At 48.6% G+C, this 26,365-nt stretch carries 20 protein-coding genes and 1 tRNA gene; 6 read left to right on the top strand and 15 right to left on the bottom strand.

Going from position 1 to position 26,365, the window contains the following annotated elements; translation table 11 throughout:
* The first annotated feature begins 5 nt into the window (after window positions 1–5).
* Window positions 6–2,216, top strand: a complete 2,211-nt coding sequence (locus SPB21_RS28940) for a hypothetical protein (protein WP_499868443.1) — start codon at window positions 6–8, stop codon at window positions 2,214–2,216.
* Here SPB21_RS28940 and SPB21_RS28935 read toward each other — a convergent pair.
* The 4 genes from SPB21_RS28935 to ligA form a co-directional block, all read right to left on the bottom strand.
* On the bottom strand, window positions 2,195–3,409 hold the full coding sequence (locus tag SPB21_RS28935) for an EAL domain-containing protein (protein ID WP_163660544.1): 1,215 nt from the start codon (window positions 3,407–3,409) through the stop codon (window positions 2,195–2,197). The genes SPB21_RS28940 and SPB21_RS28935 overlap by 22 nt on opposite strands.
* A gap of 152 nt (window positions 3,410–3,561) precedes the next feature.
* Complete coding sequence (gene truB / locus SPB21_RS28930) at window positions 3,562–4,461, bottom strand: tRNA pseudouridine(55) synthase TruB (RefSeq protein ID WP_163702508.1); 900 nt, start codon at window positions 4,459–4,461, stop codon at window positions 3,562–3,564.
* 48 nt (window positions 4,462–4,509) lie between these two features.
* Window positions 4,510–6,354, bottom strand: coding sequence for an alpha/beta hydrolase (locus SPB21_RS28925; RefSeq protein WP_499868441.1), 1,845 nt, complete (start codon window positions 6,352–6,354; stop codon window positions 4,510–4,512).
* A gap of 44 nt (window positions 6,355–6,398) precedes the next feature.
* Window positions 6,399–8,450: an NAD-dependent DNA ligase LigA gene (gene ligA, locus SPB21_RS28920; RefSeq protein WP_499868440.1), complete on the bottom strand. Its 2,052-nt coding sequence runs from the start codon at window positions 8,448–8,450 to the stop codon at window positions 6,399–6,401.
* Between the two features lie 420 nt (window positions 8,451–8,870).
* Here ligA and SPB21_RS28915 point away from each other — a divergent pair, with 420 nt between their 5' ends.
* Entirely contained in the window at window positions 8,871–10,082 is a 1,212-nt protein-coding gene (locus SPB21_RS28915; RefSeq protein WP_499868439.1) for an MFS transporter, read from the top strand.
* A gap of 95 nt (window positions 10,083–10,177) precedes the next feature.
* Here the strand turns inward: SPB21_RS28915 and SPB21_RS28910 are convergent, their stop codons facing one another.
* Window positions 10,178–11,236: a hypothetical protein gene (locus SPB21_RS28910; RefSeq protein ID WP_499868437.1), complete on the bottom strand. Its 1,059-nt coding sequence runs from the start codon at window positions 11,234–11,236 to the stop codon at window positions 10,178–10,180.
* A 605-nt stretch (window positions 11,237–11,841) separates the two neighbouring features.
* Here SPB21_RS28910 and chlP point away from each other — a divergent pair.
* On the top strand, window positions 11,842–13,110 hold the full coding sequence (gene chlP, locus SPB21_RS28905) for a geranylgeranyl reductase (protein ID WP_163660555.1): 1,269 nt from the start codon (window positions 11,842–11,844) through the stop codon (window positions 13,108–13,110).
* 392 nt (window positions 13,111–13,502) lie between these two features.
* On the opposite strand, the gene rpaA is transcribed toward chlP, so the two are convergent.
* The 5 genes from rpaA to SPB21_RS28880 form a co-directional block, all read right to left on the bottom strand.
* Window positions 13,503–14,237, bottom strand: a complete 735-nt coding sequence (gene rpaA, locus SPB21_RS28900; RefSeq protein WP_006518109.1) for a two component system response regulator RpaA — start codon at window positions 14,235–14,237, stop codon at window positions 13,503–13,505.
* Window positions 14,238–14,556: 319 nt separating this feature from the next.
* Window positions 14,557–14,628, bottom strand: a tRNA-Asn gene (locus SPB21_RS28895).
* A gap of 124 nt (window positions 14,629–14,752) precedes the next feature.
* Window positions 14,753–15,304 carry an NYN domain-containing protein gene (locus SPB21_RS28890; RefSeq protein WP_163660557.1) on the bottom strand — a complete coding sequence of 184 codons (552 nt, stop codon included), beginning with the start codon at window positions 15,302–15,304 and terminating at the stop codon, window positions 14,753–14,755.
* Window positions 15,305–15,396: 92 nt separating this feature from the next.
* Window positions 15,397–16,074, bottom strand: coding sequence for an energy-coupling factor ABC transporter ATP-binding protein (locus SPB21_RS28885; RefSeq protein WP_163660559.1), 678 nt, complete (start codon window positions 16,072–16,074; stop codon window positions 15,397–15,399).
* Between the two features lie 105 nt (window positions 16,075–16,179).
* Window positions 16,180–16,452, bottom strand: a complete 273-nt coding sequence (locus SPB21_RS28880; RefSeq protein ID WP_163660561.1) for a UPF0367 protein family — start codon at window positions 16,450–16,452, stop codon at window positions 16,180–16,182.
* Window positions 16,453–16,787: 335 nt separating this feature from the next.
* Between SPB21_RS28880 and psbD the strand changes: the two genes are divergently transcribed.
* The 3 genes from psbD (at window position 16,788) to SPB21_RS28865 (ending at window position 20,270) form a co-directional block, all read left to right on the top strand.
* Window positions 16,788–17,846, top strand: coding sequence for a photosystem II D2 protein (photosystem q(a) protein) (gene psbD / locus SPB21_RS28875; protein WP_006518024.1), 1,059 nt, complete (start codon window positions 16,788–16,790; stop codon window positions 17,844–17,846).
* A 438-nt stretch (window positions 17,847–18,284) separates the two neighbouring features.
* Window positions 18,285–18,566, top strand: a complete 282-nt coding sequence (locus SPB21_RS28870) for a 4a-hydroxytetrahydrobiopterin dehydratase (RefSeq protein WP_163664764.1) — start codon at window positions 18,285–18,287, stop codon at window positions 18,564–18,566.
* Between the two features lie 315 nt (window positions 18,567–18,881).
* Window positions 18,882–20,270 (top strand): iron uptake porin, encoded by a 1,389-nt coding sequence (locus SPB21_RS28865; protein ID WP_163664762.1) that lies wholly within the window; start codon window positions 18,882–18,884, stop codon window positions 20,268–20,270.
* Window positions 20,271–20,374: 104 nt separating this feature from the next.
* On the opposite strand, the gene SPB21_RS28860 is transcribed toward SPB21_RS28865, so the two are convergent.
* From SPB21_RS28860 to SPB21_RS28840, 5 genes are all read right to left on the bottom strand, one after another.
* Window positions 20,375–20,560, bottom strand: coding sequence for a hypothetical protein (locus SPB21_RS28860; protein ID WP_499868434.1), 186 nt, complete (start codon window positions 20,558–20,560; stop codon window positions 20,375–20,377).
* 187 nt (window positions 20,561–20,747) lie between these two features.
* Window positions 20,748–22,241 (bottom strand): amidophosphoribosyltransferase, encoded by a 1,494-nt coding sequence (gene purF / locus SPB21_RS28855; protein ID WP_163699313.1) that lies wholly within the window; start codon window positions 22,239–22,241, stop codon window positions 20,748–20,750.
* 194 nt (window positions 22,242–22,435) lie between these two features.
* Entirely contained in the window at window positions 22,436–24,772 is a 2,337-nt protein-coding gene (purL, locus tag SPB21_RS28850) for a phosphoribosylformylglycinamidine synthase subunit PurL (RefSeq protein WP_499868432.1), read from the bottom strand.
* A gap of 311 nt (window positions 24,773–25,083) precedes the next feature.
* Window positions 25,084–25,716, bottom strand: a complete 633-nt coding sequence (locus SPB21_RS28845) for a DUF8166 family protein (RefSeq protein WP_163664745.1) — start codon at window positions 25,714–25,716, stop codon at window positions 25,084–25,086.
* A 125-nt stretch (window positions 25,717–25,841) separates the two neighbouring features.
* Window positions 25,842–26,330 carry an allophycocyanin subunit alpha-B gene (locus SPB21_RS28840; RefSeq protein ID WP_163664743.1) on the bottom strand — a complete coding sequence of 163 codons (489 nt, stop codon included), beginning with the start codon at window positions 26,328–26,330 and terminating at the stop codon, window positions 25,842–25,844.
* Window positions 26,331–26,365: the final 35 nt, after the last annotated feature.

Here is a 26,365-nt window from a genome sequence, read left to right as displayed (position 1 = left end):
TCCCTATGGGTCTGAGCAAATCAAATCCACCCACCGCTCAGGTAAAGCTTTTGGTGAGTCCAACGACGGGGCGTATTCCCTGGTCGTTGTTAAGCTGGCTGGCCTTAGGCAGCGGTGGAGCTTTATTGGTGGCGATGATTTTATCAGGTGCCAAACTGATTGTTGACCCCTATAGTCCAAACTGGCTAAAGACGGCGTTCCCTGGGTTAGTCAATACCTTTGAGGCAGTTCCCCAGACAGCAGATGAGATTCAGGCGGAGATGCGGGCTCAAAACATTACCCATGGCCAACCCATTGCCTGGCCTAGAGCCGATCAGCCCAAAGCCTGGTTCTATCCAATCTTGAATAGCGACGACAAAACTATTCAAGAACTATGGGTGTATCGCGTTCAGAACGATCAGCTCCAACGGGTTGAACAGGTCAAGATTCGCCCCATGAAAGAATCGTTTATCACGACACCGCTGGTGGGTACAGCGTCTCAGGTAGCTAGCGTAGATAGTGACGCCTCTTTATCATCTGTGCAGCCCATGGCTGGCAAAGCAGCGAATGAGCCTTGGTTGTTATTGGAGGGACAGCGCCGTTACGGCAATACCGTCATGCGATACGGCCAGATTTTAAGCTATCAGTCCCACGCTCAACGCTTGCATCGATTGTTGAACTGGTCGAGTCCAGCGGGTCAACCACCCCAATGGAAAAACGGAGACACCGGAAAACAGCTAATTGTTGACCAAACCGTTGGCCTACGACCCAGTTTTTTGCTGTATCAGCTCGTTCCCAACGATCCACCCCGGCTACAGGAAGTCTCCCTCTATCGTTCAGTGTATGAGCAAGATTTGAGTACCTCTCTCTATGACAAAGCTCTAAAACTGGCGCAAGGATCTGTCTGGTCCCATAGTCTCCAGATGATGGAATCTGCCAAGGCAACCTTGGGACACGATTGGTCAGCCGAGGCTCAAGCACAGCTTGACTTAATTCAGCTGCACGCTACACGCACCAAAGCTCAAACAGACCAAACCTTATCAAGTCAGCAGCAGCATATTCTGGCTTATCTGATTGATGGCCAGTGGGATAAGGCTCTCAGCACGTTAGAAAACAACCCAGCCATTTATGGTCCTACGCTAAAACGATTAGAACGGGATTTTGATGCCCTCTGGCGTGGGGTCACCACACATCTACAAGTCCATCCCAAGGATGTGACAACGCAGATTTGGGGAGCGTTATTAGTAACGTCTCGCCAATCGCCAGAAGCCGGGGAAGAATGGCTACAGAAAAAGACACGTTCAAAAGCTACGCTGGAGCGCCTACAGGCGCTGGGAGGTCAAAAGTTTGCTGAAAATATTGCGCTGATCAACGGCTACTCAGACACCAACACATCCACAGCATCTTTGCCTGCGACCAATGAGCCAGGGCGCTACACCAGCTTGATTGGCCAAGCAACCGCTGTGGGTGCACCGGGGCATGGGTGGTTGCGATCGCAAACCCTGCCGACTCTGGCCCCTGGACAAAGCTGGTATCACATCAATGTGCAACTGCTTCAAGACAACACAGGTTGGGGACGCCCCCCCGTAGCCATCACAGCTACTAACATGTGGGCAGAATCCGTAGCCATTCGCAGACAGTTGCAATTATTTAGTGGCAATCGGCATGTTGCCGGAGTCACCGTTCATGGCGTCCAAACCACTGGATCAAGGCTTACCTTTTTAGCCAGTGGCCCCAAAATAAATGGTTCTACATTAGTCACTACGCCCAACAGTCTGCAATGGCTTACCACGCTACCGTGGCAAACAGCACCAACACCGCCTGTCGAAAGCCGTAACGCGACAAACGAGTCTTCAGTTGATGACGCAGAGTCGACACAGTTCCCCCAGACAGATTTCCATCAAACCGATACTCTAACTCTAATGGCAGAGGCCATCAGTCGTCAGTTAGGCCTGACATTTGAACAGACAGCGCAGCTTTATCCTCACCTGCAATATATCAGGATGGACTTAATGGGCGACCGAACCGCTGAGCATATCTTTACCATGGGTCCTGGCGTGCCCTCCGAGCTCGGACTCTTCCCAGGTAAAGTCATGATTTTGTCTGACAATGGCAAACTACTCTACAGTGATGTGGGTCAGCAACGCTCCTTGCTGGCCATCACAGGCAAAACCATCAACAAACCCGCAACACTCTTAGTAGAACAAGCAGGTCGCTACGATTTGATTGGATTTTGAACCCGTTCTTGCACCAGTAGCTGCTGTACCTCAGCAAAAGGCAAAGGTTTCCCAAAGAAATAGCCTTGACCAATATCACACCCAGACCGCTGCAGCACCTGAAGTTGTTCCTGGGTTTCAATCCCTTCCACAACCGTCTGCATACCTAAGCCATGGGCCATGGTGAGCATACTTTCCAATAACACCTGCGTCCGTGGATTGGTCAGAATTTCTTGAACAAAGGCCCGATCAATTTTGAAGCCATCCACTTCAAAACGAGTGAGATAGTTCAGGCTTGAGAAGCCAGTACCAAAATCATCCAAGGCAATATGGAACCCGGCTTGCCGACAGGTCTGGAGACTTTCAAGGGCAACGGGATCTTCCATAAATACCCGCTCTGTCACTTCAAGCTTGACCTGGGATGGATGCAGTCCATATTGCTCCACAATAAGTTGCAATGCCGCTAAAAAGTCGTCTTCAGCTAACTGTCGAGGGGCCACATTGATACTCATAAACAATTGTCTGTCTGGACAAGACTTTTGCAGCTGCACCAAATCACGACAGGACTGTTGCAACGTTTGCTGACCAATGGGAATAATCAAGGACGTTTCTTCGGCAATACTGGTGAATTCCCCAGGAGACACATGGCCCCGCGTAGGGCTAAACCAACGGATCAAAGCTTCAAAACCAAGGATCCGACGAGTTTGAATATCAACCAAGGGCTGATAGTGAGGTCGTAGCTGCTGATTCTCCAACGCCGCTCGTAATTCCGATTCCAGACGTATTTTGTCCAGAACCTCATCATTGTCCGATGGCGCTTGCTGTAGGCCTGTTGCCACTTTGGGATACCCAGATAACGTCACTTGAGGCGTGCTACGAATCCGGTGAAGCAGCGTGGTCACCAAGAGCTGGACAATGGGGTCTGCCCCTTGAATGCGTTCTGAAATTTGACGGCTCGAAATGGCAACACACACCGTCTCTTCAATCGCTTTGGCTGATGCAGAGCGTGGTGCCGTGTCCATGACGGCCATTTCCCCCAAGACATCACCACTCGTCAGAATACGTAAGGGAAATGCTTGACCATCAACACTGACTGCAACCTCTACCCTGCCTGACTCGATGATGTAAGCAGAATCTCCAGGATCACCCTCAGAAAAAATGACTTCCCCCACCTTGAAGTGCTTAAGCGCAGAAGAAGGATCCCAGTTAGACATGGACATCTTACCCAGTGAACGACAAATTAGCTAGTAAAAATCACGGGGATGCACATTTAAAGGACACATCTAAGCTTTATTTGGTTTCCCTAATATCTACATGTTCTGTATGACGACTACAGATAATCACTGAAATTAAAACTGATGCGTCGTCAAGAAGGTTGCACAAACACCATTTTGGGAACTAAATGAGGCTGATGGTCTTTAATCCGGAAGACACCCACACCCAAAAATGGACAGGCTTCAGTAATGACACGTAAAGGCTTTTCCAACTCAATGGTCGGTTCCCTGGGCACACGCTGCCCTAAACACCACCGACGACCTAATTCAAGGGGGAGTGTTATTTCGGGCAAATGTCCCATGGCCACCGCCGGAGTGATTAATTGAAGTTGCTCTAGTTGCTCATTTAACTGTTCAAAGGAAATACTGGTATCTAAATTAAAGCCGCTACTTTGCGTACGTAATAACGAAGACAGGGTGCCGCCTACCCCGAGACACTGTCCTAAATCCCTGGCAATTGAACGAATGTAGGTGCCGGCTCCACAGGCAATGTCTAAGGTGATAGTTGGGCTTTCACCGGGTTGCCAGTTCACAACATTAATGGAGTGCACGACCACATGACGACAGGGCACATCGATGGTGGCGGCTTTGCCCTGTCGCGCTAAGTCGTACAGCCGCTGACCATTAACATGCACAGCACTGTACATTGGCGGAATTTGCTGAATTTCTCCTTGGAAATTAGCCAATTGCTCGGTGACAGCAGACAGGCTCAAATGGGCCGCTGACGTCTGAGTTAACACAGCTCCCTCTAAATCATCTGTATCAGTGGTGGTGCCCAACTGGACAACGGCTCGGTATGCTTTATCGTCAGGCAGGTATTGCAGCAGCCGTGTTGCTCGGCCCACGGCAACGGGCAGCACCCCTATTGCTGCCGGGTCTAACGTGCCGGCATGGCCAATCTTTTTAGTCTGGAGCAGACGACGTAGCTTGGCGACACAGTCGTGGGATGTCCACCCAGTAGGTTTATGGAGATTAAGAAAGCCGTCGGGCATAGGCTGATGGCAGACAATGGGCAATTCACAGCAGCTATCCTATCAGGGCTACTGGGTAGACGGATTAGACAATACAGGCTGTGGTTCCTCTAAGATCACCTCGGTGACAGGGGGTGCTGTGGTTGCGGGGTCTGTCACGGGTGCATCCATCACGGGTACATCCGGAGGCAACGGCTCTCCCCCAGGTGATTCAATGGAGTCTGTTGCTGATCGGGGAGGCCCCCCTAATTGATCGGCCAAGGTGGGACCGGTGAGTTCTTGTACCAAGGTCAGTTGAATTGGCTCCTCATTGAGCTGAGCGATGCCGTCCGCCGTCAGTAAATCTGCATAGGTCATATCTCCACTCAGATGCTGAGTCAAAAAGGCCAGACTTGATGCCTCTAAGTAATCTTGCGCTAGCTCTGGTTCAGGACCAAGGATCTCGCTCGGCAAGTCAAAGGCTTCGCTGCCAGTTTCAGTCATGGCAATGGTAGAAAAATGGGTGCCCTGGCGCATGAGCATGAGATAACGCTCGGGCTGGGTAAGCCAGGTAAAGGGAACCAACTGTTCTTGCAAAGCAGGGGCAACGGTATCAGCTCCGCTGGCAAAAATCATGGTGGGGGTGGTGACTTGCCCCATGCTTTCTTCACCAAAAAGGACGCTGGTGATGGGGTTGATTGCGATCGCAGCCCGCACCCGACCATCCTGCAATGACAACATGGTTTCATTGGGCTCAGCTAGCTGCCCTGCCTGGCACTGCAGCAATAGCGACACATTTAGCGACAGTGAACTGGGGGGACAGCTTTCCCGAAGTATTTCAAAATCAAGTGTGGCACCCGCTAACGCCAAGGCTGTATAGCCACCAAAAGACTGGCCCACTAGTCCCACTTCAGCAAAGTTGATCAAGCTACCAAATTGACTTGCCTCACGCTCTAAGTAATTAAGCAGGGCAGAAATTTGTCGTGGCCGTTCAATAAACTCTTCATTGGCCACAACATCTGCCGATTGGCCCACCAACAGCGCATTAATTTGCTCAGCATTACTGCCAGGATGTTCTACATTGACCACAACAAAGCCATGGGATGCTAAATGACGTCCCAGGTAGGCATAGGATGTACGATCATTCCCCAAACCGTGGGAAATAATCACCGTGGGACGATTGCGCTGGCTCTGACCTTGTAATGTGGGCAAATAGATATCCGCCGGAATCGGCGCATTGCCTGACAATCTTTGCCGTTCCACCTGATAGCGTCCAGGCTGTCGCGCCTGATTCGCCAAAGCCAGTAAACGCGCCTGGTCTGCTTCTGAAAGATTACCGGTAGGAGCCCCCAAACGCTCTAGTAAAGCAATGGATGCATCGGTTTCATAAATCGCTCGATTAATCTCACGCAACAGCCCCAGTCCCCGATCTAACTCGATGCGCATTTCTGGGGATGGAAACCGACGAATCGCATTTAAGAGAGTGAGGCCTTCATCTTCATCGGAAACAGCAACTAAAATTGCTCCCCGTAAGGCACGTAGATCGCTGCGCCGGGCCTCTGTGCGAATAAAATCAGCAGCAATATTTAAGAGATACTCTCCCTGCTTCGTGTAGAAGAATCGATCGAGCAGCACCACATCTACATTGATGGTGGCAATATCTTCTTCCACACGCCAGGTCAGGGCTTGTCTAACTTCGTCGATGTCATAGTCATCGGGTAAAAATCTTGCATAGTAGGCAAGATCGTCACTGAGCACACCGTCCTCAACCAACTGCTCCAAATCAGCCAGCTCAATGGAACGCTCAATCGGACCAAACGCAAATGTGATTCGGTCCGCCGCTTGACTAGGGATAGCCGCCACCAACACGGCTCCCATGCCCAGGGTTAGACGTTGTAGGCCCTTTATTGCAGCTGATAAGCACACTCGTTTCATGGATAACCTTGTATTCGCAGCCAGACAAAACCCCAAAAAACTAGTTATGAGGATGCCGTTTGTTGTAGCAACGTCAGCAAATCATCTTCACTCAAACGTTGAATACCCAGTTTTTCGGCCTTAGCAAGCTTTGATCCGGCATCTACACCGACCACAACATAGCTTGTTTTAGAACTTACGGATCCGGTCACTTTACCGCCACTTTCCTCAATTTTGGCCTTTGCTTCCTTACGGCTTAGAGTGGGCAAAATGCCAGTCAGGACAAAAGTTTTTCCCATCATAGGCAGATCGGTAGGCTCGTCTGATGGTGGTGCCCCCTCTAGCTGTACCCCAATTTTTTTGTCTTTTAGGCGCGTGATCAGGCTCTTATTAGCCTCTGCCTGAAACCATTCATAAACTGAATAGGCAATTTCCGGACCAATGCCGTAAACCGACTCAATCTCTTCAGGAGGAGCCGTAGCCAGTAGATCTACGGTGTAGAATTGCTTGGCTAGAAGTTGGGCGTTCACCGCGCCCACATGTCGAATCCCTAATCCAAACAGCACCCTAGCCCAGGGCTGGGATTTAGAGGCAGCGATCGCATCTACTAGATTCTGAGCGCTCTTTTGCCCCATACGTTCTAGGGACAAAAGTTCTTCCACCGTAAGCTCATACAAATCAGCAACGGAGCTAACAAGATTCTGCGCCAGAAGTTGCTGTATCCATTTTTCACCCAGACCAGCGATATCTAGGGCCTGGCGACTAGCCCAATGAATCAAGTCACCCCGAACAATTGCAGGACAAGACGGATTGATACAGCGAGTTACCGCCTCATTGACTGGCCGCACCAATGTTTCACCACATTCAGGACAGTGGGTGGGCAACTGACAAAGCTGTGCTCCTTCTGGTCTTAGGTCTGACAAAACCCGCACTACCTCAGGAATAATTTCACCGGCTTTGCGAACGATCACTGTGTCGCCCTTATGCAAATTAAGCTCGGCCAGACGATCGGCATTGTGCAATGTTGCGCGGGACACAGTCGTGCCCGCTAGCTGTACAGGGGCCAACTCAGCCACCGGCGTAACGGCACCAGTCCGCCCTATTTGCACCGTCATATCCTGCAAAATCGTGGGAACTTCCTCGGCAGGGTATTTAAGAGCAATGGCCCAGCGGGGAAACTTTTGGGTGAACCCTAATCGCTCTTGTAACGCTAAGTCGTTGAGTTTCACAACTACACCATCGGTCAGATAGGGCAGCTGGGTACGGGCCTCGTCCCACTGGTCATAAAACTGGGCAACGTCTGCGGTGGTGGGGCAAAGCTTACGGTTGGGGTTGACCTTAAATCCAAGGGTCTGGAGTGCCGCCAAGGAGTCTTCTTGGGTTTGGGGTAACGTCAGCCCACCTTCGCCCTCAGGCAGTAGTAACGTATAGGCAAAAAAGTCGAGACGCCGCTGAGCCACCACCCGAGAATCTAGCTGGCGCAGTGTCCCCGCTGCAGCATTGCGGGGATTTGCAAACAGGGCTTCTCCATTAGCCTGACGATCGACGTTAATGCGATCAAAAACATCGTTGGGAATAAAGGCTTCCCCCCGAACTTCGACATGGGGGGGTGGGTTGTCAATTTGTAGCCGCAGGGGAATCGAACGAATGGTGCGAATATTTTGCGTGATGTCTTCCCCGCTGATGCCGTCACCTCGGGTTACCCCCCGAGTCAGCAAACCCTTTTCATAGGTCAGGGCCAGAGCATTGCCATCAATCTTGAGTTCGGCAACCACAGCGGCTGAGTCTATGTCGGGGGTTTGCCGCTGCCAGCGACCTTCCCACTGCCGATACTCGTCAATATCGAAGGCATTTTCCAAACTGTACAGTGGGATATTGTGCTCCAGGGCCGTAAACTGGCTGGCTGGTCGTTCCCCGACCCTCTGGGTCGGGCTATCGGGCGTAACTAATTCTGGATACTGGGTTTCTAAGTCTTGCAGTTCGCGGTAAAGGCGATCGTAAACTTCGTCAGGCAGATCAGGTGCATCCAGAACGTAGTAGGCATAGCTTGCTTTTTGAAGTTGCGATCGCAACTCCTGAGCCCGCTGCCGCCGATCCACTGGAACTGTTTCTGCCATATCTATTTAAAGTCCTGAATTAATTGAAAACCTACCCGCATAGGCCCACTGAATTCTACCCGAGGAAATCCCTAAAAACGAGATTATCGACCACTAGCTTACTGACAGCACTTTTCGCGCAAATTGTTTTAACCTAGCCACCCCAACAGCGCTCCCCGTTTGCATAACGCCCCCCACCGTCGCCGAAAGTGACGATGGCAGATGAGTTTGATGACAATGAATGTAACGATGGGAGGTAGCCAAATATGGTTAGTGCTGTTGATCAAGGACAACAACTGTGAAATCAGTGTGATGAAATAGGTGACCATTCAGGAATGAAAGCGTCTTGCTTTACATGTCTTTCTACATAGATAGCAGCTATGCAAGCAGTCTTGTGACCATCAGTTGTATAAATCAGAATTGCCCCCCTTTAAACCAGTAGTGACGCTTTTTCCTAACCTTGATATCCGCCTCTGGATTTTGGCTGCTGGTCGATTACTCTCTCAGCTGGGCATTGGGTTTACCCTGTTTTACGCACCGCTGTTTTTTGCTGACGATGTGGGCCTATCAGCCACCGCCATTGGCCTGGGGCTAGGCAGCCAGTCCCTATCAGGCATGATCGGCCGCTTTGCTGGGGGCTCCATGGCAGATTCTCCTCAATGGGGCAGACGACGCACCTTATTGATATCGGCAGCTATCTCGGCTGTGGCCGATGGCTGCTTTGTGATCACCCACGACTTTATCGGCTTTGTCATTGCCAATCTACTGATGGGGTTGGGGGTAGGACTATACTGGCCTGCCACCGAAGCTGTCGTCGCAGATTTGACCACTGAAAACAATCGAAACGAAGCGTTTGCCATTGTGCGCTTGGCAGATAGCCTGGGGTTAAGTGCGGGTGTGGTCATCGGTGGCGCTATGATTGCCGCTTTTCAGGCCTACCGCTTGTTGTTTGCCCTAGACGGCATCACCTTTATCGTGTTTTATGCCATCATCGCAATTGCCATTGCGGAAACCCTGAACACAAAAACTACTGGGGGCAATTTTTGGCAGGGGTGGCAGGTAGCTATTCGCGATCGCACCCTCCAAATCTATGTCGTCGTCAATTGCCTATTCACCCTCTACCTCTCTCAATCCCAAAGCACCCTACCCCTCTATCTCAATCGCTTTACCGGCCTTGATAACCACGCAGCGGTCGGTGGTATTTTCACCTGGGCCATTGTGCTCACCGCCCTTTGCCAACTGCCCATGGTTCGTTGGCTCAAACGGTTTACTCAGCCCCATGCCCTGATGATTGCCTTAGGATTTTGGGTAGTCACCTTTTTCAGCACCTGGTTAGTCGGTCAGCAGCTAATTACACCATCAATCTTTGTCGTCATAGGTCTAACGGCGATGGCGCTTGGCACCGTAGCCTACACCCCAATTGCCTCAGCCCTGGTAGTGGGCATTGCCCCCAATGCCCTACGCGGGGTCTACTTATCAGTGAACTCCATGTGTTGGGCCGTTGGTTATTTAATTGGTCCTCCCTTAGGCGGCTGGGCCTTAGACCATGCCATGGCCCATCAATTTTGGCTGTGGTTAATGTTCAGTACCCTAGGCGGCATCATAATTTTGCGCACGCTGCAACTACAGATGCAGCCACAAAACTCTCACTAATCTTTATCTCACCAATCGTTAACCGCCCAGCCCTAGAAATTTCGGAACCAACCCTACTCCCCAAGCACTAAGACCTATTCCCCATCTAACGAACACTAAATCATGTCAGGAAACACCTCAGGCGAAAACATCTGCCATAGCGCCTGATGATAAGGCTCATAATGCTTCACCCGGGACTGTTCTACATACTGTTCAAACTCTTGACCCATCAAATGGAGCATGTGTCTCACCAGCTCCCAATTTACCTTGAGCGTCGGATAGAGCATGACACACAGTGGAAAAAGCTCCTGCTGGATCGCCGACAGACTTTGTTCTAAGACACAGGTCCATAGATAAATCTGAAACATCTCCGTGTCACGGACACTAGAAACACGCACAACGTCACTGTCTAAACGATCTGTGTAGCACTGATAGTTGGGATAAATCGTATTAACACGATCGACCACATTATTTGCGATTACAGTGCTATGGGGCAAAAGCGTTTGCACAACCTTTAAACGCTCATCATCATAGGCATACCTAGCGGCAGCAGCATAGGCACGCTGCAACGGCATATATAAGTGATCATCAATCACCTTAAAGTAAGCGGCCAGTATGCCTTGTTCAGACTCAGGAGCAGACTCTATCAGCATTTGACCACAGTGGTGAAACTGCATACTCACAAACCCAATCAACCTTGGGTCCCCAGACGTATAGCGCTTACGAATAACGCCTAAACCCGACGCAATCTTGACCGATAACTGCTGAGGAGGAATATGCTTGCCGTAAGCGGCTAACGCCTTGGCATAAACTCGATGCACATCACCAGCAACACTCCACGGGTCAATCAAATTGGCATTTATGCGATGGCGTTTTACCTCATGGGCAAGGAAAGATTCAGTCAAATTCCATGCTTTTGCACTAGCGGAACGGAGTTCCGAGGTCAAGTGCTCAACAACTGCTGTACGAGACTGGGGATTCGACTCCTGTAGAGTCCCTTCATAGGTTTCAATAGCAATGACATATCGCTTAGCCCAAAGCTGAGCCAATTGGACTGGGCTAGCCTTAGCAAGTGGCTCATCGATCGCCTGCCTTTTATTGGGTTGACGCATTTTTTTTGAAAAACCCTGTAGATTTTGGTTAGTAAATGTCAGCAATGGGCGAAATTCGACCACCTATTTGCCCCCTAATGGCCATCAAAGAAGCAAGACTTTCTAAAAAAAGAGCATCCCCATGAATCGCAATCATTGAATTCGATAAATCAGTATTGATATCTAGAATTCTTGTCGATTTTTATACTTATCTATAAATATAAGTAAGTTCTCATAATTTAGAAACGGTGTTTTCTACGCAAATTTGCGGAAGAACCTTGCAATTAAGAAATCTAAGGACTTTCACTAGACGAAATGAAGCGATTAAAAGTGAAATCTCTATTTGTCAAGGTTGGATTTTAGAACACAAACTCTCCCCCATTAATTGATGGCTGAACTGACTAATTGGATGAAGAGAAACGTGTAGAAAAAGATGATTTTTTCAATAGTGATTGCTGACAGGACAACTAGATTTTGTTGTCACCTGCAACACAACAATCTTGTGAGATCTGCACAACACGCTCAATCTGTATCTTTAAGAACACTTACCTCACTCGCAATCTATGGTTGCTATGGTCATGTCTCAAATCGTGTTTCATTTTTGTTACATCTACGAGAGTGAGCCAGTTCCGCTCAAATCTGCGTGATAGCATACACACCATAGCTTTTAATCGATTTGGAGAAAAACCTTGGCACTTCGGGTTGCGGTTGTTGGAGGCGGTCCAGCAGGTTCTTCTGCTGCTGAGACACTAGTAAAAGCAGGTATTGAAACCTATCTATTTGAGCGCAAGTTAGACAACGCAAAGCCCTGCGGTGGCGCGATTCCCCTTTGCATGGTGGATGAGTTTGACTTACCCCCTGAAATCATCGATCGTCGCGTACGTAAGATGAAGATGATTTCTCCTTCAAATATTGAAGTTAATATCGGTAGCACCCTCAAGGATGACGAGTATATTGGCATGTGCCGTCGTGAGGTGCTTGATGGGTTCCTGCGTGGGCGGGCTGAGAAGCTTGGCACCAAGGTGATAAATGGCACCGTGCACAAGTTGGAACTTCCTTCTAATGATACGGATCCTTACACTCTTCACTACGCTGATCATTCCAACGGCACACTCCAAGGGGATGCCAAGACTTTACAGGTAGATATGGTGATTGGTGCTGACGGTGCCAATTCCCGTGTTGCTCGTGCGATTGATGCCGGTGACTATAACTATGCGATCGCATTCCAAGAGCGCATTCGCATCCCTGACGACAAAATGGCTTACTACGAAGAGTTAGCAGAAATGTATGTCGGTGATGACGTTTCCCCTGACTTCTACGCGTGGGTTTTCCCTAAGTACGATCACGTGGCTGTCGGTACTGGTACCATGCGGGTTAATCAGGCCAAAATTAAGCAACTACAAAAGGGCATTCGTGAGCGTGCAGCTAAGCGGCTTGAAGGTGGCGAAATCCTGAAGGTAGAAGCTCATCCTATTCCTGAGCATCCCAGACCTCGCCGAGTTGTTGGTCGTGTTGCACTTGTGGGTGATGCTGCTGGCACCGTAACCAAGTCTTCTGGTGAGGGCATTTATTTTGCCGCTAAATCTGGTCGCATGTGTGCTGAGACTATTGTTGAACTATCCAACAGTGGTGAGCGAGCTCTAACTGAAGCTGAACTCAAGACTTACATCAAGCGTTGGGACAAGCAGTATGGCGTCACCTACCTGGTACTGGATATTCTGCAGCGCGTCTTCTACCGTTCCGATGCTACTCGCGAAGCATTTGTAGAGATGTGTGCTGACATTGATGTTCAGAAACTTACCTTTGACAGCTATCTGTACAAAACTGTTGTACCTGCTAATCCCATTACTCAAATGAAGATTACTGCCAAAACTATCGGCAGTCTAATTCGTGGTAATGCCTTAGCGCCCGCTGAGTACTCTCCAGTAGAAGCGATTACGCAAGCGATTACTAAGTAGCCACATAATCAACTCACAGCAGGCATATATCTGATCTGCTAGCTCTTCCAGAGAACTATTAATAGAGCCTACGGTAGAACTCATTTCTACCGTAGGCTCTATATTTTTTCTAGAAAAACAACATTCACGGCTTTACATTCGCCCTACAGTTAAGTTCCCGCAGACTTGCTATTCTTCGCTGCACTGAAAAGTTCTCATCTCAAAAACCAAGCACCAGGAACCAAGAGCCAAACCCGACTACCCATCAAAAAAGAGAGGCCTAAAAAGGCCTCCCTTCAATGCTTTTTTAATGCTTTTTGACGGTGCTGTCGCTTTATTCCTCCAGATGCACAGCAGCAGATAAAACGTAAACACTAAAACATATTCTCCCAATGTTCACTGATTGATACACCCTAGCTTGCCGCGCGGTTCGCAAATGCCTGATCATCCTGAGGTAGCTCCAGACAATAGCCAGCACCGTAAACAGTTTTAATAAACTTAGGATGGCGTGGGTCCGGCTCTAACTTAGTTCGCAGGTGGCGAATATGTACGCGGATGGTTTCAATATCATCGTTCGGGTCATATCCCCAAACTTCCTTCAAAATTTCACTAGGAGCAACTGTCTGTCCATGACGCTGCAAAAGACAGTGCAACAGTTCAAATTCTAAGTGTGTCAGCTTCACAGTGCGCTCAAACCAGATAGCTTCAAAACGCTCAGGCACCAACGTTAGTGGGCCATAGCTCAGAATTTCACTATGTTTAGCAGCCTGAGGGATACGGTCAGTACGCCGTAGCAGCGCTCTGACACGAGCCAACATTTCCTCTAATTCAAAAGGCTTTGTCAAGTAATCATCAGCACCAGCATTGAATCCGTCAACCTTATCTTGGGTTTGCCCCAAGGCCGTTAACATCAACACTGGAATATCTGCTGTTCGCTCATCACGGCGAACACGTTGGCAAACGGTAAGGCCGTCCACCTTAGGCAACATCAAATCAAGCATGATCAGATCTGGCAGGAGTTGCACAGCTAGCGCTTGGCCCCTCACACCATCCTCGGCCTGACTGACATCATATCCAGCCATTTCTAGATTAACTGCCACCAGTTCTGAAATAGCGGGATCATCATCGATGACAAGTATACGAGGCATCTTAAAGACAGAGAGTTTGTTATTCGGAATTTCTAGAAACCTCTTAGGTTTCCAATTCGCTCCCCATAGAAATAAATAAATTTATAGTGGGAGACAAATTTTATCCCAAATATATACTATCTCTACAATCAGTTAAGCGAATGATACCTTAAGGTTTAATTCACGTTACTCGCCCTTACACCATCAGCAATGGCGGGACAATGTTGACCAACTCCCACGGCAGCAACCCTCTACCAGCAAGCAGTACAGGGATTCCATAGAAATTCTCAAAACAGCACAGCCATCTTGAAAAAATCACACAAACTATACAGTTTACAAACTCCCCAGGTAGGATTCGAACCTACGACCAATCGATTAACAGTCGACCGCTCTACCACTGAGCTACTGAGGATCATTCAGCTTTAATAATATAGGCAATTGTGTAGCCGTTACGCAAGGGCATTTTTAATTTTTCCTAGAAAAACCTGCATGCCTCTAGAAAGACATCAGGTAAAACAGTCCTATTTAGGTTCTTTTCAGTCCATAAGCTTTGAGCGAAGCTTTGCCAATTTTGCCTGAGTCTCTGGATTAAGGGATTTTGAAAGAAAGCGCTGTTTAGAGTGTTTTTTCGGCTTTTGACGGTGTTTTACTTTTTGTACAGAAAGATCCACATCTGCATTTAATTGGGCAGCTGACATCCATTCAGCCCCGTAGCCCACTACGGTTAATTGCTGAGCACGATCAGATGTCGCCACAATCAAGCGTTTTTCAAATTTACGAATATCGTCACGAAATTTGGCACAGGATATTTCTATATAACTATCAGCCGTCTGGCCAAAACTGGTGTAATGAATGGCCAAATGCTGAGTAAACTTTTCGATGCGATGGGACTGACGCTGGCCATACGCATCAAAAACTAACAAGGTTTCAAACCCTCTATAGGCACTATAGTTGGCCAACGTTTCAGCAAGGCTTGTACGGGCCACCCCCAGCCCCTGAAAATCTCTCAGTTCTGTTAGCTCAGGCCACGCACCGATAACGTTATACCCGTCGACTAATAAAATTGCCTGGGAGGTAGAACCTTTCATCTGCGGTTGCCTGGATAACGTATAAGCTCAGTCTATGATTCCTCTAGCTTAACGTTCGCTATCTACGTAACAACAAGCCTGAAGGATTTTTCTCAGGTTAAATGAAGATTTTGCAAGGCTTGTTTCACCTGTTCGGGCGCACCTTGGGTGGCTACATGGCCTTGTTCTAGCAAAATTGCGCGATCGCAATAATCTAATTCCACCAGTCGGTGAGTTACCCAAAGTGCCGTAATCCCCTGCTGTTTCACTAGATCACGCACTTGGGCAACCAACTCAAGCTGACTATCTGGGTCGAGGAGGGCAGTGGGTTCATCAAATAGAAGCACTCGACAGTGTTGGGCTAGAGCTCCCGCGATCGCAACTCGCTGCTTTTGCCCACCACTCAATGCATAAATGGGACGCCGCTTGAGATGCAGCAAATTAACCATCATGAGTGCTTCATCTACTCGCTGACGCACCGCTTCGTAGGGCATATCCTCATCCACAAGGCCAAAGGCAACATCAGCTCCGACCGTGGGCATTACCAGCTGATGATCGGGGTTTTGAAAAACAAACCCCACTGGCTTTTGTAAATAGATTGAGCCTTGAGGTGAATCTAATAGACCCGCCAACAACCTTAATAATGTCGATTTTCCACTGCCATTAGTCCCGAGAAGCATACAGAACTCACCTCGCTTCACTTGCAGTGAACATCCGGCAAGGACTGAAGCTCCTGATTCCCAACTGAAATGCAAATCGTCAATTGCGATCGCACAGGACTTGTCAATCATCAAAAATCAAAACATCTAATAGTGTTAGCTGCACCGCACCCAATAGCATCTGCCATTTACCCCTACTTGTCTCTACGCATCAAGACAAAACTCGCAGGAAAGGAATTATTCATTAGCCATTGAAAAGAATCCAGCTGATTTACCTGAAGAAGAAGTACCACCAGACTTTTCATAAACCTGTACCGCAGCCAGTTCACTCACTAAAACTGAAAGCTTTTTGCCCTCTTGCTTATCACAGGCCAACTCAAGAATGACCGGTTGGCCTGTCTTGAGAGCATTCAGAGCAATTGCATAAGCCTCATCTGCAGCCTCCTTAGTCTTCTTTTGGACTGACATCGGTAGGGCCGTATGCTTCATTGAAAGTTCAACTATATACATGAGCGAAAAATATCTTTACTGAGGAGTCCGGTCTCTAGTATGTCAAAAATGGCCGACAAGTACGGCACCGATAATTGAGCGCGCGCAGCGGATCGCCGAACCAAATCTTAAGAGAAAATACCACTTTCAAAAATGACAGTGGCCTTTCAGAAAGATACCTCTATAATGAGAAAAATAGTAAAGATAAGTAAATTTCTACTCATAAAGTCGACCGAATACCCAAGGCATTATTCCGCAGTGCGGATTTACATTTTTTATTTTCGTGCCCTCGTTCGCCTCAGTAGCAAAATACCTATCTTTACTGCTTTGGAAAAAATCACACTAGAGGGTTTGAGATGACCATTGCAATGGGCCGTGCTGGAGCCGATCGAGGCGTCTTCGACGTCGTCGATGACTGGCTCAAGCGCGATAGATTTGTCTTTGTTGGTTGGTCCGGTTTGCTGCTGTTCCCCTGTGCCTTCTTGGCCATTGGCGGCTGGCTCACTGGTACCACCTTTGTTACGTCCTGGTACACCCATGGACTCGCATCTTCCTATTTGGAAGGTGCCAACTTCCTGACAGTTGCTGTCTCCTCCCCCGCTGACAGCATGGGCCACTCCCTGCTCTTGTTGTGGGGACCCGAGGCGCAAGGTGACTTCGTTCGCTGGTGTCAAATCGGCGGACTCTGGGCCTTCGTCGCTCTCCATGGAGCCTTCGCTCTGATTGGCTTCATGCTCCGGCAGTTTGAAGTCGCTCGACTCGTCGGGCTACGTCCTTACAACGCGATTGCGTTCTCAGCTCCCATCGCTGTCTTCGTCTCCGTGTTCTTGATGTACCCCCTCGGCCAGTCCAGCTGGTTCTTTGCTCCCAGCTTCGGTGTGGCCGCCATCTTCCGCTTCTTGCTCTTCTTGCAAGGCTTCCACAACTGGACCCTCAACCCCTTCCACATGATGGGCGTTGCCGGCGTCCTCGGGGGCGCACTCCTCTGTGCCATTCACGGGGCCACCGTTGAAAACACCCTCTTTGAAGATGGCGAAGGCGCTAACACCTTCCGCGCCTTCGAACCCACTCAGGCGGAAGAAACCTACTCCATGGTGACGGCGAACCGCTTCTGGTCTCAGATTTTCGGCATCGCTTTTTCCAACAAGCGTTGGTTGCACTTCTTCATGCTATTCGTCCCCGTCACCGGTCTCTGGATGAGTGCCGTCGGCATCGTTGGTCTCGCCTTGAACCTCCGCGCCTACGACTTTGTCTCCCAGGAAACCCGCGCCGCGGAAGACCCTGAATTCGAAACGTTCTACACCAAGAACATCTTGCTTAACGAAGGTATTCGTGCGTGGATGGCTCCTCAGGACCAGCCCCACGAGAAGTTTGTATTCCCCGAAGAGGTACTGCCTCGCGGTAACGCTCTATAAGAGCTTGGAGTATTGAATAAAAAGGGTCTCAATCTATCAAGTTGGGGGCTTTTTTATTCGCTGCCTAGCGTTTATCCCTTTCCCCTAAGACCTGTGCTATATTTCAACAAGCACTAAGTGCTCCTGGTACTAAAACCGTTTAGGGATAAGGAGGTGATGCCCATGAGTGAAAGTAGTTGTAAATGCATGGGTCTTCAGGTTGACGTGAGCCGGCTGTGTGCCGGGGCTGTTCTCTAGAATTGGCTTCATCTTTGAAACTGATGCGCTAGGGTTCCTTCCGGCAGTCTGGTTTCAACCTAAGACCCCACTAGACCGCTCCTATCTTGAAGTTGCTTCGGCACTTCCCTGATAGGAGCGGATAGTTTTTTAAAGGCACTTAACTTATATGATTTGCACTTAATATTATTTTTAGTAAAGTGCCATCATCGTGCCCTACATATGCCCACACTCCTCAGCTCTACAGAAATCCAGACTCGCCTCACCACATTGCCCGACTGGACCCTTGAAGACACTTCAATCCAAATGATTTTGACCTTCAAGAACTTTATTGAAGCAATTGCCTATATCAATAAAGTAGTTGAACCAGCTGAGGCAGCTGGCCATCATCCTGACATTTCAATTTCCTATAATCGAGTGATCATTAGCCTCACCACTCACGATGCAGGGGGCCTGACTCAGCAAGATTTTAATTTGGCTCAGACGCTATCCCAACTGGCATAGATCAGACGCTATCCCAACTGGCATGGCCAGACACTCTCCCAACTGGCATAAGAAATCTTCCTCTGAAGAAAAATCTGGACTAGGGTGTCTAGAGTTAGCTATCAACCAACTTATCAGTTGGTAAAAAGGTAGTCTACGTAGCTAGCTCTTCCTAAAGAGATCTGCTAGCATTAGCCTTAGGTAATTACAGAGCATAAGCAAATTGTCTTAGGGCAAGGTTGCATAGGTTCTGTAATTCAGGCAAGATAAATCAATGTGGCTCAGCTATTTTGCTGACCGCTCATTTTCTTCCTAGGTGTGAGGAGAACTAAAATAATGTCTAATCTGTGGAAAGCCTTATTGGCTAGCCCATTTGTACTGGGTACTGCTCTTTCCAGTTCCGGTTTTGCTGCTGAGACTGTTAGCGTTGACGCATTAAGCAACTCTGACTCCATTCAACTAGCTCAGGTTACTAGCGTTTCCGAGCTTTCTGACGTTCTTCCTTCTGACTGGGCCTACACTGCACTGCAGCGCCTAGTAGAAGAGTATGGTTGTCTTGAGGGTTATCCCGACCGTTCTTACCGTGGTAACCGCGCGATGACTCGCTATGAGTTCGCTGCTGGCTTAAACGCTTGCTTGGACGTAATCGTTCAGCTAATTGACGGTGTTGATGAAACTGAGCTTGACACCATTCGTCGCCTACAGGAAGAGTTTGCTGCCGAGCTAGCTACTATCCGTGGTCGCGTTGATACTTTAGAAGCTGATGTAGCTGAGCTAGAAGCTAACCAATTCTCTACTACTACCAAATTGAAAGGTCAGTTGGACGCTCACTTGGTAGTACCTTTCGATGCTCCTAACGACGAAGACGAGACTACTTTTGAGTATCGTGCTCGTTTGAACTTTGACACTAGCTTCACTGGCGAAGACCGTTTACGTATTCGTTTCCAGGCTAGTGACCGTGGTGGTGAAGGTACTAGCTCCTTGGGTCAGGCTGCAGGCGGTCTAGCCAGCCAAAGTGGTCCTGACGATGATCAGGATGACATCAGCTTGGATGATGTTTACTACTCCTTCCCCATCGGCAGCCGTGTTTCTGCAATCATCTCCGCTAACAGCACTGTTTCTGATGATTTTGTAACCAGCACTATCGTTCCTTTCGATGGTCCTAGCGTTGCTGACTACGGTGGTCCTCAGTTCTATGACCAGCTTGGTGTAGGTGGCGAATCCCTTGGTGTTGGCTTCAACATTGCCTTCACTGACAACATCATTCTTGATGCTGGTTATGCAACTGGCCGCGGTCAGGATGCAGACAAGGGTGTCTTCGACGAGTATGAATACATTGTTCAGTTGAACTACTTAAGCGATGGCTTGATTGATGCTGCTATCGTCTACATGGATGGTGAAACTGGCGATGGTAACGGTGAAGAAGAAATTATCGCAGGTCTTCTAAATCTTGACTTTGGCGGGTTCGAAATCGGCGGTTACTTCGCTGACCAAGATGGTGATGAGAGCTGGCAGGCTGGTGTTGCCTTTGGTGATTTCCTAGGTACTGGTAATGCCGCTGGTGTCTACTACTCTGAAGACTTCGATGATAACGAAGTAGCTGAGGCTTACTACTCTGTTCAAGTCAACAAGTACTGGACTCTGACTCCTGCTGTAATTTACGGTGAGCTTGATGGTGATGATGACAGCCTTTACGGTGCCATCCGTTCTACCTTCAGCTTCTAAATTTGATAACTTAGTTATCTAATGAAAAGGCTCCGCAGAAGCGGAGCCTTTTTGCTTTTTTACAATGCATAGATGTTCAAAACAGGTAGCTTCAAACGTAGTAATTAACGTAATACTTTCATGTCCTTCGGCAGCAAAGCCAGAATCATATATCGTTCACCATCAACTTTGACCAGCCAGTGTCCTGTTTTAGAGCCATCCTCAAGAGTTTCTTGCTCCAAGACAGTACCTGTTTGACCAACAGCATATTTGGGATATAAAATTCGCACTCTATCGCCCAGTTTAATCACGCGCGCTTAGATAAAAGCTCTAGATATCTATACATATCAGCCCAGGCAATTACTTTATTAGGCTTCGACGCCATAAATGCGACGACATAAAAGTATATATTTTGGACGAGAATAATATGGTAGAAATCACGATGTTTTTAGCCTTTGATTAATCGTAAATATAGGCTAAAAACATCGTTAAACAAGGTCAAGCTTTAACTGGGGTCTTCTCAAGCATAAGTTTAGAGCGCTTAAACATCTCAGGAATTTCTACCGGATAATCTCCCGTAAAGCAGGCAGAACAGAATGTTGTAGTATCCTGTTGAGTCGCTGCTAACATTCCTTGCCAGCTCAAATAAGCTAACGTGTCCACACCTATTTGGGCTTCAATGTCTTGTACAGATTTTGTGGCAGCGATTAACTGGTCTTGGCTATCTGTATCAATGCCATAAAAACAGGGATGGGTAACGGGTGGGGATGAAATCCTCATGTGGATTTCTGTAGCACCGGCATCTCGCAAAGCTTTGACAATTTTTCGGCTGGTAGTTCCCCTAACAATAGAATCATCTACCAATAAAATTCTTTTCCCTTCCAGCACATCTCGTAGGGGATTCAACTTAATACGGATTCCAGCTTCTCGCATCATTTGGGTTGGCTGAATAAACGTACGGCCAACGTATCGGTTTTTAATCAATCCTTCTGCATATGGAATACCGGAAGCTTCAGCAAATCCAATAGCTGCCGGAATACCAGAGTCAGGGACTGGCATAATCAAATCGACGTCTGCTGGTGACTCCTTGGCCAGAATATTACCTAAACGCTTGCGATAGCTGTATAAACTCTCACCGTGATACACGCTATCAGGCCGTGCAAAATAGACCATTTCAAAAATGCACAGGCGGCGTTCTGGCTGGGCCCATTGCAATGACTTAACACCGGTTTCACTAATCCAGAGCAGCTCACCAGGCTGCACATCACGAATGTAGTGGGCGTTTACAATGTCTAAGCCACAGGTTTCGGATGCAACCGCATACTGCCCAGGCCCATTTTGAGGATCATGATCGCCAAAGTAGCCGAAGACAAGGGGCCTAATGCCGTTCGGATCGCGGATTGCTAAAATCCCCTCAGGGGTAGCGATCGCAAGGCTAAAAGCTCCCTGACACCGTTCGCAGGCATCAATAGCCGCCTCAATCCATCCTTTGCCATCATTAACGGCATCTGCCATCAACAACGCAATGACCTCTGTGTCGGTAGTGGTGAGCAGAGTATGGTTGCGTTCAAGCAGTTCTTCGCGTAGTTTGCTAGCATTGACCACATTACCATTGTGGGCTAACGCCATCTCTCCAAGGCGGGTAGACACTATGGCAGGTTGAGCATTGGCAACTCGACTAGACCCAGTCGTGGAATAGCGGGTATGGCCAACGGCCCACTGTCCAGGCAAGCGCTGCAATACATCCTCATCAAATACCTGGGAAACAAGCCCCATGTCTTTGTGAACATTAATACTGCCATGGTCAAAGGTGGCAATACCAGCTGATTCTTGACCACGATGTTGCAATGCATACAAACCAAAGTAAGTCAGCGTTGCAACATCGTCTGTGGGTGAATAGACGGCAAATACGCCACAGGCTTCTTCTGGTTTGTCGGGATGAACATGCACGGTAGAAGGTTGGGAAACAATATTATTGGTTGGGAGAGGCATCTTGAGTCCGCTTAGCGTTAACGACAACAAAAAGAAGCGACTAATGAGTGATGGGCTCAAGACGCACACAGGTGAGAAAACCAGGTAGAGACTTGAGAGAATGACTTAATATTTTCTTAATTAACATGATCCTAACACCCGAAACCAATTGCAAGGGTGTCGGTCCATCAGATTAATCTATGTTGTTTATGTTGTTACACATCCAGGGCTCTTTCTATAGCGTAGCGCCAGCTATCGGCCATGGTGGCAACATCCAGATTAATCAAGGGTTGATCATCAGATGTTTGAATAACCAGGGGCGTATTAGCAGCGGTTACAGTACCAATGATTCCCCAGGCATGATCTAGTTGCTGCCTGAGATAAGCTTCCCAAGCAGCTTGGTGAATAGGAGCAACAGTAACCACAATGCGAGCCCCCCCCTCACCAAACAGCAAGGTGTCATAACGCTGCTCCAGGTTGGGTAAGGTGATCGTTGCTCCAAGGTTGCCGCCAATGGCGGATTCAGCGAGTGCGATCGCAAATCCACCTTCTGCACAATCATGGGCCGATGTCACCCAACCTTGGCGAATACCATGGCGACAGACTGCCTGAACCTTTAACTCCAGGTCAATATTCACCTTGGGTGGACGCCCTGCCACCTGACCATGGATTTGCTTGAGGTATTCCGAAGCTCCCAGAGTCATAGCCCCGTCACCGTCCTCACCCAATGGGGTTCCCAGTAAATAAATCTGGTCACCAGCCATTTGCCAGCTTTGACCACAAACCCTATCTAAATCATCAATCACACCGACCATGCCGACCACGGGGGTGGGATAAATAGGCTGAGGGTTACCCTCACTATCAACTGTTTCGTTGTAAAGCGACACATTACCACCAGTTACAGGTGTATCAAATTCACGACAGCCATCCGCTAGACCGCGACAGGCCTCCGCCAACTGCCAGTAGCCCACCGGTTTTTCAGGGCTGCCAAAGTTCAGATTATCCGTCACAGCAATGGGTTCTGCTCCCACACAGCTCAGATTACGAGCAGCCTCAGCCACGGCCGCCAGACCGCCTTCATAAGGGTTGAGATATACATAACGAGGGTTGCAATCGGTAGTAGCAGCCACACCAGAATTACTGATAGCCCCCTCAGCCCCTTCCAAAGGTCGTAGTCGCACAATTGCTGCATCTGCCCCACCAGGCAACATCACCGTGTTGTTTTGCACCTGATGATCGTATTGGTGATACACCCACTGTTTCGAAGCAATTGTTGGTGTACCGAGTAGTGTCAGCATGACATCACTCCAAGCTTTACCATCGATACCCGCTGCTGAACAGTCGGGCAAACTACTCTCTTGCCAAGCCCAGGCCGTTTGTACATAGGCAGGCGGCTCCGCCAAAACTTCGCGTTCATACAGCGGTGTGTTATCTGCCAAGGCAGAGGCAGGCACATCAGCAGCGACCTTACCCTGAAATAAAATCCTCACGATCGGCTCTTGAATCACTTTACCCGCCACCACCGCATGGAGCCCCCAGCGCTCAAAAATGTCGATCAGCTCCTGCTCACGACCCTTTTGCCCTACAAACAGCATGCGCTCTTGGGATTCTGACAACAAATATTCGTAGGGGACCATGCCAGTTTCTCGCACAGGCACTTTGTCCAGGTCGAGCTCAATGCCGACGCCACCATTGACAGCCATCTCAGATGTGGAACAGGTGATACCCGCAGCCCCCATATCCTGCGCAGCCACCACAGCCCCCGTTTTAAATGCTTCCAGACAGGCCTCCACTAAAGACTTTTCTAGAAACGGATCGCCCACTTGTACCGCCGGACGATCAGCTTCAGATTCATCCGTCAGCTCAGCACTGGCAAAGCTTGCCCCACCCATACCATCTCGTCCAGTGGTGGAGCCCACATACAGCACTGGGTTACCAATGCCTGAGGCACCGGATTTTACAATCTCCTTCGTTTCCATTAAGCCAATGGCCATGGCATTTACCAAAGGGTTACCCGCATAGGCCTGATCAAAATAGACTTCGCCGCCCACAGTGGGCACCCCAAAACAGTTGCCATAGTGAGAGATTCCTGAGACTACACCAGCAAAAATCCGTCGCGTATTGGGGTCATCCAACGCACCAAACCGCAGTGCGTTCAAAGCGGCAATTGGCCGGGCTCCCATGGTAAAAATATCTCGTAAAATTCCCCCTACACCCGTGGCAGCCCCTTGAAAAGGCTCTACAGCCGATGGATGGTTGTGGGATTCAATTTTGAACACCAACCGCTGTCCATGGCCCACATCCACAACACCAGCATTTTCTCCAGGCCCAACCAGAATGCGAGACCCCTCAGTGGGAAACTGCTTTAATAAGGGTCGCGAATTCTTGTAACAGCAGTGCTCTGACCACATCACTCCGAACATGCCCAGCTCAGCCCTATTGGGATGACGTCCTAAACGTTGGACAATTTCATCATATTCGCCTGGTTTTAAGCCTTCAGCAGCAATTTCCTCAGCAGAACACGGAATTGAGGTGGATGCAGTTGTAGACATCAATAGGAATTAAGTGAGTGAACAAAGGGTGACAGTGTTTGATCTTAAACCCTATTTCTCCACTCTCCACGGCCTATTACCCATACCCTCAAAAAAAAACCGACAGAACTCCCGCGAGTTCTATCGGCTGGTTGTGTGTTCCCTGTAGATGACTCGGCTAGAGTTGAGTCATCCTTAGTATGCTGAATTTAGGGAGGGGTGATAGCGATCTCAATCATCATGAACCTGTGATTTTGATCACTTTTGATCACATTTTTCTTGATATGGATCACACATGTCTGTAAATGTTGACATCCAACGGCCTCAGAGACCTATCTCATCGCACCTAACGTATTTTTCCAGGTCAGCTCTTTGCAAAGTACCTGTAATGCTCGCTGATCGGCATCAGTAAAGAGGCCTGAGTTACTCACTTCAGTTAACACTTGTTGAGTTAGCTGAGTCGCAAAGGTGCCACCGCAGTTCAGTAAATGACCGTAGTATCTAAACTGTGGGCGTTTATCAACATTCAAGTGAAACTGATGACGACCTTTATCATCCATGCAATAGACAGGGGTGTTTACAGGCACTACATGACGTGGAATTCCATGCTGGCCATAGGTTAGTCTGCCCTGATTCACCAAACTACCCACAAGCACAACATTTAATAAGGTTTTGGTTTCTTGAATCAAGTCCGGAGTAAACATCGGGTCTGGAGCACCCGTCAGTTGAGGACCGCTGTTCAAAAAAGCCGGGTTAAACAGCTGCGAATTATAAATAATGCCCACAGCCCAATGCTGCTCATCGGTTTCTAGGGTGACAAACTGTCCAAAGCCGTAATCACTAACGGCAGGCGGCTCAATGACATCTCTATCCGTATTTAGCTGCACTACATAATCACAGTGGGAATTTGACTTAACCACCATGCCTAATTTGCAGCCTCGACGACGTTGCTTACCAGACACCATAGGGGCATTGATTGATCACAGCGCCCCTAGCATACCTAAAATAAAGCGGGAAATACGATCAAATGTACTCCCCGCTTCACATTATTCAATTAGGCAACTTACACCACCAGTGAAGGGTAAGCGGTTTAGCTCGACATTGCTTGGATGATGTAGTCAAAGTAAGGAGCCGCCCCAGCAGCTTCAGCCTCAGTCAGTAGACCTAAGGATGCATCTTTCAAGCATTCAATAGCGGCAACCATGCCAGGCACTGGTACATCAAGGGCATTGTACATCTCACGCACACCCACTAAACCAATGTTTTCAATGGGCTGTTTGTCACCAGCAATAATGCCATAGGTGATCAGGCGTAAATACCAACCATAGTCACGCAAACAAAGTGCCCGTTGCTTTTGACCGTAAGCATTACCACCTGGCGCAATAAAATCAGGACGTCGACGCCATAGGGCCTTACTGGCTTTATCTACAATCTTTTTTTCATTTTCAGCCAGCTTTTGCGCGATTACTAAGCGCTGAGGGCCAGTTTGCAAAAAATCTTGGATACCCCTGAGCTCGCCGCTGGTGGGATAGCGCAGCTCATCATCGGCGTTGAGAATTACTTGGCTAACGACAGACATAGCTTAGTGAATGCGGTGACTCGTAATAACTACAG

The sequence above is a fragment of the Leptothoe sp. ISB3NOV94-8A genome (assembly GCF_043421595.1).
Taxonomy (GTDB): domain Bacteria; phylum Cyanobacteriota; class Cyanobacteriia; order Phormidesmidales; family Phormidesmidaceae; genus Leptothoe; species Leptothoe turfae.
Note: the sequence above shows the minus strand (reverse complement) of the source record. Positions and strands in the feature narration are given on the sequence as shown.

Excerpts from the sequence above, each read along its gene's own strand:
- SPB21_RS28880 (WP_163660561.1), bottom strand. The coding sequence starts at position 16,452 with ATGTATATAGTTGAACTTTCAATGAAGCATACGGCCCTACCGATGTCA.
- SPB21_RS28865 (WP_163664762.1), top strand. The coding sequence starts at position 18,882 with ATGTCTAATCTGTGGAAAGCCTTATTGGCTAGCCCATTTGTACTGGGT.
- SPB21_RS28870 (WP_163664764.1), top strand. The coding sequence starts at position 18,285 with ATGCCCACACTCCTCAGCTCTACAGAAATCCAGACTCGCCTCACCACA.
- SPB21_RS28940 (WP_499868443.1), top strand. The coding sequence starts at position 6 with ATGGGTCTGAGCAAATCAAATCCACCCACCGCTCAGGTAAAGCTTTTG.
- ligA (WP_499868440.1), bottom strand. The coding sequence starts at position 8,450 with ATGGCAGAAACAGTTCCAGTGGATCGGCGGCAGCGGGCTCAGGAGTTG.
- truB (WP_163702508.1), bottom strand. The coding sequence starts at position 4,461 with ATGCCCGACGGCTTTCTTAATCTCCATAAACCTACTGGGTGGACATCC.
- rpaA (WP_006518109.1), bottom strand. The coding sequence starts at position 14,237 with ATGCCTCGTATACTTGTCATCGATGATGATCCCGCTATTTCAGAACTG.
- SPB21_RS28935 (WP_163660544.1), bottom strand. The coding sequence starts at position 3,409 with ATGTCTAACTGGGATCCTTCTTCTGCGCTTAAGCACTTCAAGGTGGGG.
- SPB21_RS28885 (WP_163660559.1), bottom strand. The coding sequence starts at position 16,074 with ATGATTGACAAGTCCTGTGCGATCGCAATTGACGATTTGCATTTCAGT.
- SPB21_RS28840 (WP_163664743.1), bottom strand. The coding sequence starts at position 26,330 with ATGTCTGTCGTTAGCCAAGTAATTCTCAACGCCGATGATGAGCTGCGC.
- purL (WP_499868432.1), bottom strand. The coding sequence starts at position 24,772 with ATGTCTACAACTGCATCCACCTCAATTCCGTGTTCTGCTGAGGAAATT.
- SPB21_RS28845 (WP_163664745.1), bottom strand. The coding sequence starts at position 25,716 with ATGGTGTCTGGTAAGCAACGTCGTCGAGGCTGCAAATTAGGCATGGTG.
- psbD (WP_006518024.1), top strand. The coding sequence starts at position 16,788 with ATGACCATTGCAATGGGCCGTGCTGGAGCCGATCGAGGCGTCTTCGAC.
- purF (WP_163699313.1), bottom strand. The coding sequence starts at position 22,241 with ATGCCTCTCCCAACCAATAATATTGTTTCCCAACCTTCTACCGTGCAT.
- SPB21_RS28925 (WP_499868441.1), bottom strand. The coding sequence starts at position 6,354 with ATGAAACGAGTGTGCTTATCAGCTGCAATAAAGGGCCTACAACGTCTA.
- SPB21_RS28890 (WP_163660557.1), bottom strand. The coding sequence starts at position 15,304 with ATGAAAGGTTCTACCTCCCAGGCAATTTTATTAGTCGACGGGTATAAC.